This is a genomic window from Microbacterium sp. AG238 (genome assembly GCF_003610405.1).
GTDB lineage: Bacteria > Actinomycetota > Actinomycetes > Actinomycetales > Microbacteriaceae > Microbacterium.
Genome location: NZ_RAQC01000002.1, coordinates 203,117 through 216,549 on the forward strand (window position 1 = coordinate 203,117; position 13,433 = coordinate 216,549).

The window sequence follows — 13,433 nt, forward strand, 5'->3', positions numbered from 1 at the left end:
GCACGCCCACAACGACGGCGGCGATCACCTGTGGAAACCCTCGGACGCAACCCCTCGCCTCGCGCCGATCCGGCATCGTAGGGTGACGCCATGACGATCCCCGAGAACGGCTATCCCCGTGCGGCCGCGGTATCGCCCCGCCTGCACGTCGTGGAGCACACCGATTCGACCAACGCCCACTTGCGTCGCGACGTCGAGGCCGATCCCGATGCCCACCCGCATCTCTCCGTCGTCGTGACGACCGACCAGCGCGCCGGGAGGGGCCGGCTCGATCGCAGCTGGACCGCTCCGGCCGGCACCGCCCTCGCGATCTCGGTGCTGCTGCGCGTCGGGGCCGTGCCGGTCCGCTTGCGCGGCTGGATCCCGCTCGTCGCCGGTCTCGCGATGAGCGATGCGGTCGCCGCCCAGCTGCACGGTCGGCGCGTGGGCGTCAAATGGCCGAACGACGTGCTGGTCGACGGCCGGAAGATCAGCGGCATCCTCGCCGAAGTCCTCCCGGGTGAGGCGGGGGACGTGATCCTCGGCGCCGGAGTCAACACGACCATGGCCGAGGTCGATCTGCCGGTCGCGACCGCGACGTCGTTCACCGCGCTGGGTGCCTCGGCCGACGAGGATCGGCTGCTGGCGGACTTCCTCTCCGGTCTGCGCGACCACATCGCCCACCTCGCGGTGTCGGGCGCAGACGACGCGCTGCGCGAGCGCGTCGCGGCGGCGTGCGTCACGATCGGCGAGGACGTCGTCGTCTCGCTGCCCGGCGGCGAGACGTTGACGGGAACGGCGGAGCGCCTCGACGAGGATGGGCGTCTGGTCGTGCGGACAGGGTCGGTCGAAAGCGTCGTCGGCGCCGGTGACGTCGTTCACGTCCGCGGAGTCGGCTGAGGCCTCGCGGCATCCGGGCGTGCCGTCGTCGCGTTGTCGTACCGGCGGGTCATGATGGTGCTGTGACACAGCCCGCAGCCTCGTTCGGCCGACCCGTCGCGCCCGCGCTCGGTGCCGCCGCGCCCGAGCTGCGCGTCGCCCGGCTGCGCCCGCACGCCGGGCCGCTGTTGTGGCCTGCGCTTCTGCTCATCGTCGTCGCGGGTGTCACGGGGTACTTCACCGACAACCTCCCCGCGCCGTTCACGGATGTCATGCTCTGGTCGGCCGCGGGGCTGGTGGTCGTGCTGCTCGTCGTGCTGCCGTTCCTGCGCTGGCTCGCGCACTCGTACACGATCACGACCCGCCGGGTTATCGAGACCTCGGGACTCATCGTCCGCCGCCGGGCCGAGCTCAGCCATATCCGCGGTTACGGTATCGACGAGTCGCGCGGCCCGCTGCAACGTCTCAACGGCACCGGCACGCTGACGCTCTCGAACGGCGTCGATCCCTCGATGCGGCTGCGGAGCATCCCGGCTGTCGCGCTCGTCCACGAGGTGCTGGCCGATCAGGTCGAGGTGAGCCAGATCCTCGCGCATCGCGACTCCCACAGCATGCCGGTCGTCGGCTCCGATTCCTGAGCACGCCCGAGTCCGATCGCGCGTGCGGCCACGTGGCGCGGTGCGCGATGATGGATCCGAAACCGGAGGAGGCGCCATGTCGTTGCGAGTAGGAATCGTCGGCGGAGGACAGCTGGCCCGCATGATGATCGCGCCGGCCGTCGAGCTGGGAATCGACGTGCGGGTGCTGGCCGAGGAGCACGGGATGTCCGCCGCCATCGCGGCGACGTCGACGGGTGACTATCGCGACCTCGAGACGGTCCGGTCATTCGCCCGCGACGTCGACGTCATCACCTTCGACCACGAGCACGTGCCGCAGGACGTTCTGCGTGCCCTCGTCGACGAGGGCGTGGCCGTGCACCCCGGCCCCGACGCGCTCTTCTACGCGCAGGACAAGCTGCGTATGCGCGCTCGCCTCGCCGAGCTCGACATGCCGCAGCCCGAGTGGGCCGCGATCTCGGATGCCGCCGGTCTGCAGGCGTTCCTCGACGACAACGGCGGGCGTGCTGTCGTGAAGACCCCGCGCGGCGGTTACGACGGCAAAGGCGTGCGCGTCGTGCGCGCCGCCGAGGAGGCGGCCGACTGGCTCGACGCGCTCGAACCCGGCGGACAGCTCCTCGTCGAAGAGCTCGTGGAGTTCACGCGCGAGCTCGCTCAGCAGGTCGCACGCCGGCCCTCGGGGGCGTGGCGTTCGTACCCCGTGGTGGAGACCGTGCAGCGCGACGGCGTGTGCGCCGAGGTCATCGCTCCGGCGCCGCGGGCGGGCCAGCGCCTGGTCGAGGTCGCCGAGAGCATCGGCGTCTCGATCGCGGAGGGGCTGGGTGTGACGGGCATGCTCGCCGTCGAGCTCTTCGAGACGGCAGACGACCGTCTGCTCGTCAACGAGCTCGCGATGCGGCCGCACAACAGCGGTCACTGGAGCCAGGACGGCGCCGTGACCGGACAGTTCGAGCAGCACCTGCGCGCAGTGCTCGACCTTCCGCTCGGCGACACGTCGCCGCGCGCGCCGTGGTCGGTCATGATCAACATCCTGGGTGGCCCCGTCTCCGACTCGCTCGCCGCGCGTATCCCCGCCGCTCTCGAGGCCCACCCGGGCGCGAAGGTGCACACGTACGGCAAGGCGCCGCGGCCGGGACGCAAGGTCGGTCACGTGAACCTCTCGGGCGACGACCTCGACGCCGTCGTGGGCGACGCCCGCGTGGTGGCCGCGCACTTCGACGACTGAGCATCACCGGGTACCGCGCCGCTCCGGGGATTCCTCAGGTGGCCCGCCTAACCTGGGTCGGTGACATCCTCGCCGCTGCATTCGTCGGACGCTCCGCTGGTCGGAGTCGTCATGGGTTCGGACTCCGATTGGCGCGTCATGAGCGACGCATCGCAGGCACTGACCGACCTGGGCATCGCGCACGAGGTCGAGGTCGTCTCGGCCCACCGCACGCCCGACAAGCTGCTGCGTTACGGCCGTGAGGCACGCGGGCGCGGGCTGCGCGTCATCATCGCGGGAGCCGGAGGAGCAGCGCACCTCCCGGGCATGCTCGCATCGCTGACGCCCCTCCCTGTCGTGGGGGTCCCCGTCCAGCTCGCGACCCTCGACGGGCTCGACTCCCTGTTGAGCATCGTGCAGATGCCCGGCGGCATCCCCGTCGCCACCGTCTCGATCAACGGAGCGAAGAACGCCGGCCTCCTCGCCGCGCGCATCATCGGGGCCGCTGATCCGGCGCTCGCCGACCGGCTCGAGGAGTACGCGCGCGGGCTCGAGCAGCAGGTCGAAGAGAAGAACCGCCGCCTGAAGGAATCCCTGTGAGCGTCGGCGCACCGCCGCGAAGCTCCGCCCGGCCGCGACCCTCGAGCCTGATCGAGGAGCGTCCCCTCCGGCATCCCGACACGTCGTCGCCCGAGGTGATGGGACGACGCGGCTGGTGGCTCGTCGTGCTCAACTTCGTGCTGCCCGGCTCGGCCCAGGTACTCGCGGGCAACCGGCGTCTCGGGCGTTTCGGTCTCGCGGCCACGATCACCATGTGGGTCCTCGCACTGCTGACCGTGCTGACCGGGCTGCTCTGGCGCCCGCTCCTGCTGTCGCTGGCGACCAACTGGTTCGTCCTCCTGATCGTCCAGGCGGTCATCGCGTTCTATGCGGTGCTGTGGATCGTGCTCACCATCGACACGCTGCGCCTGGTGAAGCTCGTGCGCGCCGGCACGGTCGCCCGCATCGGAGTGCCGCTCCTCGCGATCCTCCTCGCCGTCGCATCGACGTCCGCGGCAGCCTGGACCTTCGACCGGGTCAACTCGGTGCGCGAGACCCTCAGCACCGTCTTCGGGGCGAGCGGACCCAGCGTTCCGCCGTCGGACGGGTACTACAACGTCCTCCTGCTCGGCGCCGACAGCGGTGAGGGGCGCGACTCGATGCGATTCGACTCGATCTCCGTCGTCTCGGTCAACGCCGAGACGGGGGCGACGACGATCACCGGTGTACCGCGCGACATGGGGCATTTCCCGTTCGCGCCGGGACCGATGCACGACCTGTACCCCGACGTCCACGAGGGCCGTGTCGATCCGAACTGCGGGTGGAGCAGCGGCATCAACCAGCTGCAGACCGAGGTCGAGATCTGTCGCGATGGCGACGCGATGTACCCCGACGCCCGAGGCGACGGGTCGTCGCCGGGCGTCGAGGCGACGAAGGACGCCGTCGAGGGGATCCTGGGCATCACCATCCCGTACTACGTCTTCATCGACATGAAGGGCTTCGCCGACCTCGTCGATGCCCTCGGCGGTGTCGACATCAACGTCGTCGAGCGCCTGCCCAAGGGCGGCGGCCCGCGCTACGAGGGCCAGAGCGCCGAGGACTGGGCCGAGGGGTGGATCGAGGCCGGACAGCAGCACATGGACGGCGACACCGCCCAGTGGTACGCCCGCTCGCGCTACACGACGAGTGACTTCGACCGGATGCGCCGCCAGCGCGAGCTGCAGCAGGCGATCCTCGCCCAGATGACGCCGCAGAACGTGCTCGATCGGTTCACCGAGATCGCCGACGCAGGGCAGGTGCTCGTGCAGACCGACATCCCCGCCGACCTCTTGCCCTTCCTCGCCGACATCGCGATGAAGGCCAAGGAGCAGCCGGTCACCACGATCGAGCTGACTCCCGAGAACGGCATCGAGGAGGCCGACCCCGATTGGGCTCTCGTCCGGCAGATGGTGCAGGACGCGCTCCACCCGCAGACCCCGACCCCGGCGCCGGAGGGCTGAGCGATGGCCACCGTCCTCCGTGTCGTCCTCGATCAACTGACCGACGTCGTCGACGCCGACTCCGCCGAGGCATCCCTCGAGGTGGCGCGTGCGCTCATCGAGACCGCGCCGGCGCGATGCGAGGTCGCCGCCGTCGTCCCGTCGGATGCCGTGGATGCCGCCTCCGCGCTCAGCGGTGTCGCCCAGACCATCAGGGCGCCGTTCCCTCGAACGGGTCTGATGGCCTCGTGGCCGATGGGCATCTCGGGAGGCGTCGCAGGCGGTCTCTTACACGCCCCCACGTTGCTGGCCCCGCTCGTCAAGCACGATCGCGCGCACGACAACGAGCAGACCGTGGTCACCGTCTGGGACCTCGCCGTCTGGGACATGCCCGCACTGTTCCCCCGGGCGACACTGCTCGCCCATCGAGCGCTGCTCAAGCGCGCTGAGAAGCACGCGGATGCCGTCGTGGTACCCGCACACGCCACCGCGCACCGTCTCGCCGAGATCGCGCCGAAGCTCAGTGGCCGGATACGGGTCATCCCGGGCGCCGCGCCCGCGGACTTCCGCGTCCCGACCGACGCGGTCGGGCGGCGGCGCGAGCTGGGCGTGCCCGATCGTGTGGCCGTCGTCGCCGGCGGCACCGAGGAGCAGCTGCGCGCCGTGCTGGCCTCGATCGCGGGGGAGCAGACCTCCAGCGTCGTCGTGTTCGACGAGCCGGCCGAAGTGGCGAGCGCGATCGCCGGGGCCGGGATCGACCACGACCGCGTCATCGTGCCCGGGCGACTGGATGCTGCCGATCGCGCTGCCGTCCTCGACGCGGCCGTGCTGCTGATCGCGCTCTCCGACGGGTCGGGGTTCCCGTGGCGCGCCGTCGAGGCGATGGTGCTGGGCGTGCCCGTCGTCGCGTGCGACTCGCCCGTGCATCACGAGGTGCTGCTCGACGGCGCGCGCATCGCGCCGTTCGACGAGCTGCGGGATGCCGCGGGAGAAGTGCTGTCCTCTCCGGAGGAGCTCCACCGCTGGGCCGTCCGCGCCGGCGACCGCGGCCGGGCGTTCTCGTGGCGCGATCACGCCGAGCGCGTGTGGGCGCTCCACGCCGAGCTGTGAGCTGTCGGTAGGCTGTCGCAGTGAGTCATCGTGTGGGCGTCATCGTGCGCACCAAGGACCGCCCGTATTTCCTCGCTCGTGCCCTCGGCGACATCGCGGCGCAGAGCTTCCCCGACGCCGAAGTGGTGGTCGTGAATGATCGGGGCGACCGCGAGCAGGTGGCCGCGACGGTCGCCGCGTCGCCCATCGCCGATCGCGTCCGGATCGTGGACGTGTCTGAGCCGGGCGGACGTTGCTTCGCGGCCAACACCGGTATCCGCGCGACAGGGGCCCCCTACGTCGTGCTGCACGACGACGACGATCTGTGGCATCCGGACTTCCTCGCTCGCACCGTCGAGTACCTCGACGCCCACCCGAACGACGGTGGTGTCATGGTTCCGACCGACATCGTCTACGAGAAGCAGCACGGAGGCGTGTGGAAGGAAGTCTCCCGGGCTCCCTTCTGGGCGGGCATGACCTCCGTGACCTTCCTCGCTCTCCTGCAGATCAACCGCGCGGTCCCCATCTCGTTCTTGTACCGGCGCGAGATCCATGACGAGATCGGCATGTACGACGAGAGCCTGGAAGCGGTCGAGGACTGGGACCTGTATCTGCGTATCAGCGAACGGTTCGCCATCGGTTTCCTCGAAGGCGACGCGCTCGCGTTCTGGACGCAGCGGCCTTCCGGTCGAGGCGCCGACGGCAACAGCATGTTCGAGTTGTCATCGGCCCATCGTCGTGACGACATCCTGGTCAGAGACCGGGCGCTGCGCAGCTGGTCCGCCTCGAACGGGCCCGGCCTCCCGCTCTACATCGCCTACCTCCACGAGCAGCTCCGCGCAGAGTTCACCTCCGAACTCGAGGCGCGTCTCGATCGCCAGCGGGAGCAGATCGTCGCCGAGATCTACGACCGTCACCCCCTCTGGCGGCGGCTTCGACGAATCCGCAGCGTGTTCGCGCGCTCGCGTCGGGGGTGACCATGCGGCCGGATGTACGTGCGCGCGTCCGCGCGCTCCGCGGCACCCGCGTCATCGGTCCCGTGGTGCGTGCCGCCGACCGAGTGTGGTGGTGGCGAGTCATCCGCAGGTCGGGGCTCGTCGACTCCTCCTACTACGCCGCGCAGCTCGGTCTCCCGCAGATGCCCGTTGAAGCGGCGGTCTGGCATTACATCGTGCGCGGGTTCCGACGCGGCTACAGCGTGAACCCTCTGTTCGACGAGATCCACGCCGGTGGCGTCCTTCCCGAGGTCTACCGGGTTCCCGCGCTGTACGCCTACCTCCTGAGCGACCGGCCGACCGTCGACGTCCACCCGCTCTGGGACGCACGCGCCCTCGGAGGCGACGGCGCGTCCGGTGCGCTCGAACGGCTATGGGCGCTCCGTCACACCGAGATCCCCCTGCGCGTGGGAGGCGAGAGCCAGCTGCTCACCGTAACGGATTTCAGGTCGCGTGCGATCGACGCTGCACGGCGATGGCGCCGTGCAGGTCGGACCGCGGCTCCGGCTCCGGCTCGGGGCGACCGAATGCTCGCCCTCATCCAGCACCGCGACCGCCGGTACGGAGCGAAGGTGCATCAGGCGGGCCGGTTCGCGCAGCGAGACGGAGCGACGGCGATCCTTGCGCTCGTCGACCCCGATCTGTCGCAGTGGGTGACAGCGTCCATCGCCGCGGAGGCGGTGGACGGTTGCACCCTCCGCCGATACGGTCGGCGTCCGATCTGGGGGACGGTCGTGAGCGAGAGCCTGCACGGCTGGAGCGACGGGCACCTGGTCGCGCTCGATCCGCGGGGGAGCTTCTCGGATGACGACGTCGACCGTCTCCTGGTGCGCGCCCGCGACGGTGTGATCGCCGTCCCCGCCGTGCGTGAGCACGACGGAACCCTCGTCGGCATCGGCGCGGCGGCCGTCGATCACCACGGCAGCCTCTACCGCATCCTGGCGGGACATCCCGTGGAAGACCTGGCCGGGCTGGGGAGCGAGATCAGTGTTCCGCGCCTCTGCGGCATCGCATTCGCGTCGCACTCCTCACGGCTCACTCATCCTGAAGCGCGCGCGGCGATCTCGGACGCCCTCGACCTCGAAGACGTCTCCGACGTCATCGCCCGCGATCGCGAAGCGGTTGTTCTGCCGGACGTGACGACTGTGCTCGACGAACCGGCTGCAGCCTTCGACCGATCCCGACGCCCCTTGCGGTCGTTCGACGGCGTGCGGACTGATCGTGAGGCGGCCGAGCGCATTCTGCGCGCCGCAGGATTCGATGTCTCGGGGTGGCAGAAGGGCGCGAGAACCCGACGGCCGAGCCCGACGATGACGTGGCGACGGCCGTCCGCGCATTCGCAACGGTGGGCGATCAAGATCTGCTCGCCCGCCGGCCCGCGCGGCGACGTCTGGGGTGACACCCATTTCGCTCAGGGTCTCGCGGCAGCATTGCGGCGACGGGGACACGATGTGATCATCGACCACTTCGGCGCGGCGCGGCGACCGTCGGCTCACCTCGATGACGTCAACGTCGTGGTCCGGGGGCCGTACCGCATCGATCCGCCGAGCACGGGGGTGAACCTGCAGTGGATCATCAGTCATCCAGACGAGGTCTCACGGGGAGAGATCGCGCAGTTCGACCAGGTCTTCGCAGCTTCGAAGACCTGGTCCGAGAAGGTCTCACGTCAGTGGTCGGTCCCGGTGGAGCCGCTGCTCGAATGCGTCGACACCGACAAGTTCGTCCCTCGCGGACTGCCCCGCACTGCGGAGATAGTGTTCGTCGGCACAGCGCGGGGGATCGCGCGCCCGAGCGTGGTCGCTCCGATACGGGCCGGCGTCGACGTCAAGGTCTACGGCCCCGATTGGCGGCCCTTCATTCCGGCTTCGGCGGTGGTGGCGGAGCGGATTCCCAACGAGGCGCTTCCGGAGCGATACGAGACCGCGGCGGTCGTGCTCAACGACCAGTGGCCTGCGATGCGGGAGGAGGGCTTCATCGCGATGCGTCCGTTCGACGTCGTCGCGGTCGGCGGTCGTGTGATCTCCGAGCCCGTCGACGGCATCGAGGAGATCTTCGGGGGCGCCGTCGTGACCTACCGCAGCCCGCAGCATCTCGTGGAGATGCTGCGGGGAAACCTCGACATGCTCTTCCCGGACGATGACGAGCTGCGGCTGATCTCACGTCGTATTCGCGAGCAGCATTCCTTCGATGCGCGTGCGGCGGTGCTCCAGAAGGCGGCGCAGAAGGTTGCCGACCAGACGGCGGGTAGCATTATGCAGTTCGGATCTGCGGGAAACCGCGTAGGAGGGGCGAGCGAGTGAGTGAGACCGAGGCGCCAAAGCCTTTCCCGGCGGACGGTCGGCGGATCATCTTCTATCTCCTGTGGGACGCCAGGGGGCATGTCGATGACTACGTTCTGTACAAGCTCGAGAGGCTGCGCCCGTTCGCGGAGCACATCTTCGTCGTCGTCAACGGACAGCTGACCGACGAGGGCCGCGCCAAGCTCGAGGGACTGGTCGACACCATCTGGCTGCGGCCCAACGTCGGATTCGACGTCTGGGGGTACAAGGAGGCCCTCAGCGAGTTCGGCGAGGAGCGCCTGGCCGAGTTCGACGAGCTCATCCTCATGAACTACACCTGGTTCGGTCCGGTGAACCCCTTCGAGCCCGTCTTCGAACGCATGGACCGGGCACCGGTCCACTTCTGGGGGATGACCGAGCACGGAAAGCTCCGGCCCAACCCCTTCACCCGGACGGGGGTGCTCCACTCGCACATCCAGTCCCACTGGATCGCGGTACGCAAGAGCATGTTCCAGTCCGATCTGTGGCGGACCTACTGGGACGAGATGCCGCCGATCGTGTCGTACACGGACTCCATCCTCAGTCACGAGTCGAAGTTCACGCATCACTTCAGTTCGGCGGGATTCGAGTACGAGGTCGCCTTCCCGCAGCGCAACTACTCGACGTGGCACCCCGCATTCTTCGATGCGGAGGCGCTGCTGGATGACGGCTGTCCCGCGCTGAAGCGTCGCCCGTTCTTCCACGACCCTCTGCTGATCGACCGGCAGGCGATCGTGCCTCGGCGGTTCGTGGAGAAGGCGTCTCAGCTCGGCTACCCGACGGAGCTGATCTGGCAGAACATCTCGAAGTCGTCGCAGCCCAAAGTCGTGAACACGAACTCCGCGATGCTCGAGATCATGCCCGACGTCGACATCTCCTATGACGAGACCAAGCCGTTGCGCTTGGCGGTCATCGTGCACATCTACTACCCCGAGCTCACTCGAGAGCTCTTCTCTTACGCGGCGAATCTGCCCTCGGAGTACGACGTCTACGTGACGACGGACACGAAAGCCAAGGGCGAAGTCATCCGCACGATCGTGGACGAGCTGGATCAGCCGCTCATGCGCAAGCTCGACATCCGGTGTCTGCCGTCCAATCGCGGTCGCGATATGGGTGCCTTCTTCGTCGGATGCCGCGACGTGATCCGCTCGGACGACTACGACGTGATCCTCAAGATCCACTCGAAGAAGACCGTGCAAGAGGGCATGAACGCGGGGGAGTTCTTCCGGCGGCACCAGATCATGAACCTTCTGAACTCGCGCGGTTACGCGGCCAACCTCATCGCCCTGTTCCAGCGCGAGCCCGGCCTCGGCCTCGCGTACGCGCCCACCATCCACATCGGCTACCCGGTTCTGGGCCGGGGCTGGTTCGCCAACAAGGACGCGACGAAGAAGATGGCGAAGAAGCTCGGGATCTCCGTTCCGTTCGATGATCCGTCGCCTCTCGCCCCATACGGCTGCATGTTCGCGTTCCGACCCGAAGCCTTGCGCCTGATGACCGACCAGGAGCTCACCTACAAGGACTACCCGTCCCCGAAAGAGCACATCGACGGCAGTATCGCCCACGCACAGGAGCGACTGTTCAGCTACGCCGCGGCAGAGCTCGGATATCACACGAAGACCGTCGCCACCGCGCGTTACGCCGCCATCAGCCACACCTCTCTCGAGTACAAGCTCGACCGGATGAGCAAGAACATCCAGGGGTATGCCATCGATCAGGTCGGGTTGCTCGACGCTTCGGGCGACTTCCTCGGTGGGGGGCCGTTCGGTTATGCGAAGGCCTACATCCGGCTGCGCCATCCGCGCGCGGTCCCGGTGCTGCGCGCTTTCTACCGACCCGCCCGCGGAATCGCTCGCGTGCTTCGTGATCCTCGCGGCTGGGCTCGCCGCCGCCGTCCGTTCCGTCCCGTCGAGGACGGGATCGACGACATGGAACTGCTGTGACCTCACTCGCGGCGGCTTTCGATCCTCGCAGCAACTCGATCGGTTTCCTCCGGTGGCTGCTCGCCTTCGCGGTGATCTTCTCGCACGCCGGTCCGATCGCGGGCTTCTACGGCGGGCGCGACCTGGGGACCCAATGGAGTGACGAGCAATCCCTGGGCGGCGTGGCTGTCTCCGGGTTCTTCTTCATGTCGGGCTTCCTCATCACCCGCAGCAAGATGGGCAGGACGAGCACGCCCCGGTTCTTCTGGCACCGCGTGCTCCGCATCTACCCCGGTTGGTTCCTCGCGCTGCTCATCACCGCCTTCGTCTTCGCTCCGCTCGCGTGGTATCGCGAGGCGGGCACGTGGGACGGGTTCTGGAATGCGACCGAGCAATCGCCATGGACGTACTTCTCCAACAACTTCACTCTCATCCTCAACCAGCTGAACATCGCGGGGATGGGAACCTCGATCCCGCAGTACGCGCATGGGATCCAGGACTGGAACGGGTCGGCCTGGACGCTCGCATTCGAGTTCGGTGCATACATCCTCGTCGGCGCGCTGGGCGTCTTCGGAGCCCTGGCCAACCGGATGGTCGGCGGGATGATCGCGGGCGCGATCATCGTGCTCGCGGCCCTCCAGTGGCTGGGCATCGGAAATCTCGTCGGCCTGTCCTCGATCTTCGGCGACTTCCGCGTCCTCCTCCTCATGGCGCCCTTCGCCTGGGGCATCCTCTTCTGCCTGTTCGCCGACCGCATCCCGATCGACGACCGGCTCGCCGCCGCGTGCCTCGTCGTCGCGCTGTACACCTACGCGAAAGGCGGCTGGCTCGTATTCGGGCTCTACGCCTTCTGCTACTTCCTGATGTGGTTCGCCGTCCGTGTGCCCATCCGACACTGGGACCGTCACGGCGACTTCTCATATGGCATCTACATCATCGGCTGGCCTTTGATGGCGTTCGTGACGTACTTCGGACTTCAGCAGGCAGGACTCGTGGTCTACCACGTCGTCGTGATCGTCGGATGCCACGTGTACGCCTATCTGAGCTGGCATCTCATCGAGCGGCCCGCGATGTCACTCAAGAACTGGTCGCCGCGCTGGATGACCTCGTTCGCAGACCGCACTCGCGAAAGCAGATCACGTCTCGCAGGACGCGTGCGGCAGCAGCTCGTCATCACTCCGGGGGGCCGCCGATGACGGCGGGACTGACCGGGCTTCCGGAGGGACAGGAGCTGCGTCCCCGGCAGCGGTGGTGGCGCCGGCTGACATACCTTCCCCTCGTCATGCTCGGGATACTGAGCGTGCTCGCCCTCGTCGCGGGCGTCGTCGTGGCGGCCTCCCTCGAGTCGCGAGCGACGAGCCCGGCGGCCGTGTCACCGGTGGGCGACGGGCCGCAGACGGCCGCCGACGCGCTGTGTCGCCCGGAAGTGGCGACATCTGACGACGAGCCATGGCTCGATGATCCGAGCTCCGCGGAGGCGGCATGGCAGGAGCACGCCGACGCTGTCGCTCAGCCCTACCTGGTCGGTCCGAACGGGTGGATCTTCTGGAGCGACGAGATCGACCAGTATGCGTCGCAGGCGGTCGGCCGGGTCAATCTCAGCCAGCTCGATGTCGATCGGTGGGTCGATCACCTCACATCGTTGCGGGACGGCTTCGCGGCCGACGGGATCGAGTTCTACGTGATCGTCACGCCCTCGACCTCGAGTGTCTATCCCGAAGAGCTCCCGGAATGGATGCAGGCACTCCGCGGCTCGACCAGCATGGATCAGCTCGCCGCCGCGGCCGGCGGCCTCCCGCTCATCGACCTGCGGGCCGGCCTGATCGAGCAGAAGTCAGACGATGCTCACCTCTTCAGCTGGAGCAACAGCCACTGGACCGACTTCGGCGCGTATGCCAGCTGGAGCCAGATCTCTGCGTGCGTCAACGAGATCTATCCCTCGGAGCGTCCACTTCAGGTGCCTCCCATCGAGGGAACTCGAGTCATCGGCGACTTCAACGAGTGGGCGTCGTTCGGCGTCGAGAGCCCGGGAGCGGACTGGGCGGTGCCGGTGTACAGCGAACCGCTGCGCGAAGTCACGCGGACCCGGGATGACGGCAGCGTCGAGACGGTGCCGGGCGAGGCCACGACCGACGCCAGCATCCTGCCGGTCACGACCGAGGTTTCGGAGTCGACGACGGGCAAGAAGGCGTTGATCTTCCGCGATTCGATGGGTGGTGGACTCTCGCCGCTGTGGCAGCAGTCGTACTCCACGACGTGGCAGTTCTGGCACCGCTACCGCGCCGACTTCGAGGACCCGGTCTCCTACCGCGACTACGTGGCGCAGTACGCACCGGATGTCGTCGTTCTGCAAATCGCCGAGCGCCATCTTCTCAATGCTCCGCCCAGTGGCAGCGGCTATTAATGTAGCTC

General features: G+C 68.3%; 11 protein-coding genes. All 11 read left to right on the forward strand.

Going from position 1 to position 13,433, the window contains the following annotated elements; genetic code table 11:
• Positions 1–90: 90 nt before the first annotated feature.
• The 11 genes from DEU36_RS12545 (at position 91) to DEU36_RS12595 (ending at position 13,425) form a co-directional block, all read left to right on the forward strand.
• Positions 91–879 (forward strand): biotin--[acetyl-CoA-carboxylase] ligase, encoded by a 789-nt coding sequence (locus DEU36_RS12545; RefSeq protein WP_120264679.1) that lies wholly within the window; start codon positions 91–93, stop codon positions 877–879.
• Positions 880–941: 62 nt separating this feature from the next.
• Positions 942–1,496, forward strand: a complete 555-nt coding sequence (locus DEU36_RS12550) for a PH domain-containing protein (protein WP_120264680.1) — start codon at positions 942–944, stop codon at positions 1,494–1,496.
• Between the two features lie 76 nt (positions 1,497–1,572).
• The gene (locus DEU36_RS12555; protein ID WP_120264681.1) at positions 1,573–2,700 is read left to right on the forward strand and encodes a 5-(carboxyamino)imidazole ribonucleotide synthase; all 1,128 of its coding nucleotides are present in this window, start codon (positions 1,573–1,575) and stop codon (positions 2,698–2,700) included.
• Positions 2,701–2,811: 111 nt separating this feature from the next.
• Complete coding sequence (gene purE / locus DEU36_RS12560; RefSeq protein ID WP_120265158.1) at positions 2,812–3,279, forward strand: 5-(carboxyamino)imidazole ribonucleotide mutase; 468 nt, start codon at positions 2,812–2,814, stop codon at positions 3,277–3,279.
• Positions 3,276–4,718: an LCP family protein gene (locus DEU36_RS12565; protein WP_120264682.1), complete on the forward strand. Its 1,443-nt coding sequence runs from the start codon at positions 3,276–3,278 to the stop codon at positions 4,716–4,718. The genes purE and DEU36_RS12565 overlap by 4 nt, the downstream gene beginning before the upstream one ends.
• A gap of 3 nt (positions 4,719–4,721) precedes the next feature.
• Positions 4,722–5,807 (forward strand): glycosyltransferase, encoded by a 1,086-nt coding sequence (locus DEU36_RS12570; RefSeq protein WP_120264683.1) that lies wholly within the window; start codon positions 4,722–4,724, stop codon positions 5,805–5,807.
• Positions 5,808–5,827: 20 nt separating this feature from the next.
• Entirely contained in the window at positions 5,828–6,763 is a 936-nt protein-coding gene (locus tag DEU36_RS12575) for a glycosyltransferase family A protein (RefSeq protein WP_120264684.1), read from the forward strand.
• 2 nt (positions 6,764–6,765) lie between these two features.
• Positions 6,766–9,081, forward strand: a complete 2,316-nt coding sequence (locus DEU36_RS16035) for a glycosyltransferase (protein ID WP_183045393.1) — start codon at positions 6,766–6,768, stop codon at positions 9,079–9,081.
• On the forward strand, positions 9,078–11,042 hold the full coding sequence (locus tag DEU36_RS12585) for a rhamnan synthesis F family protein (protein WP_183045394.1): 1,965 nt from the start codon (positions 9,078–9,080) through the stop codon (positions 11,040–11,042). Before DEU36_RS16035 ends, DEU36_RS12585 begins: the two co-directional genes overlap by 4 nt.
• On the forward strand, positions 11,039–12,217 hold the full coding sequence (locus DEU36_RS12590) for an acyltransferase (RefSeq protein ID WP_120264686.1): 1,179 nt from the start codon (positions 11,039–11,041) through the stop codon (positions 12,215–12,217). Before DEU36_RS12585 ends, DEU36_RS12590 begins: the two co-directional genes overlap by 4 nt.
• A complete protein-coding gene (locus DEU36_RS12595) occupies positions 12,214–13,425 on the forward strand; it encodes an alginate O-acetyltransferase AlgX-related protein (RefSeq protein ID WP_120264687.1) in 1,212 nt (403 codons plus the stop codon). The genes DEU36_RS12590 and DEU36_RS12595 overlap by 4 nt, the downstream gene beginning before the upstream one ends.
• The last annotated feature ends 8 nt before the right edge of the window (positions 13,426–13,433 follow it).

What these genes read in the sequence shown, in the direction of transcription:
- DEU36_RS12545 (WP_120264679.1), top strand. Translation starts at nt 91, where the DNA reads ATGACGATCCCCGAGAACGGCTATCCCCGTGCGGCCGCGGTATCGCCC.
- DEU36_RS12555 (WP_120264681.1), top strand. Translation starts at nt 1,573, where the DNA reads ATGTCGTTGCGAGTAGGAATCGTCGGCGGAGGACAGCTGGCCCGCATG.
- purE (WP_120265158.1), top strand. Translation starts at nt 2,812, where the DNA reads ATGGGTTCGGACTCCGATTGGCGCGTCATGAGCGACGCATCGCAGGCA.
- DEU36_RS12570 (WP_120264683.1), top strand. Translation starts at nt 4,722, where the DNA reads ATGGCCACCGTCCTCCGTGTCGTCCTCGATCAACTGACCGACGTCGTC.
- DEU36_RS16035 (WP_183045393.1), top strand. Translation starts at nt 6,766, where the DNA reads ATGCGGCCGGATGTACGTGCGCGCGTCCGCGCGCTCCGCGGCACCCGC.
- DEU36_RS12595 (WP_120264687.1), top strand. Translation starts at nt 12,214, where the DNA reads ATGACGGCGGGACTGACCGGGCTTCCGGAGGGACAGGAGCTGCGTCCC.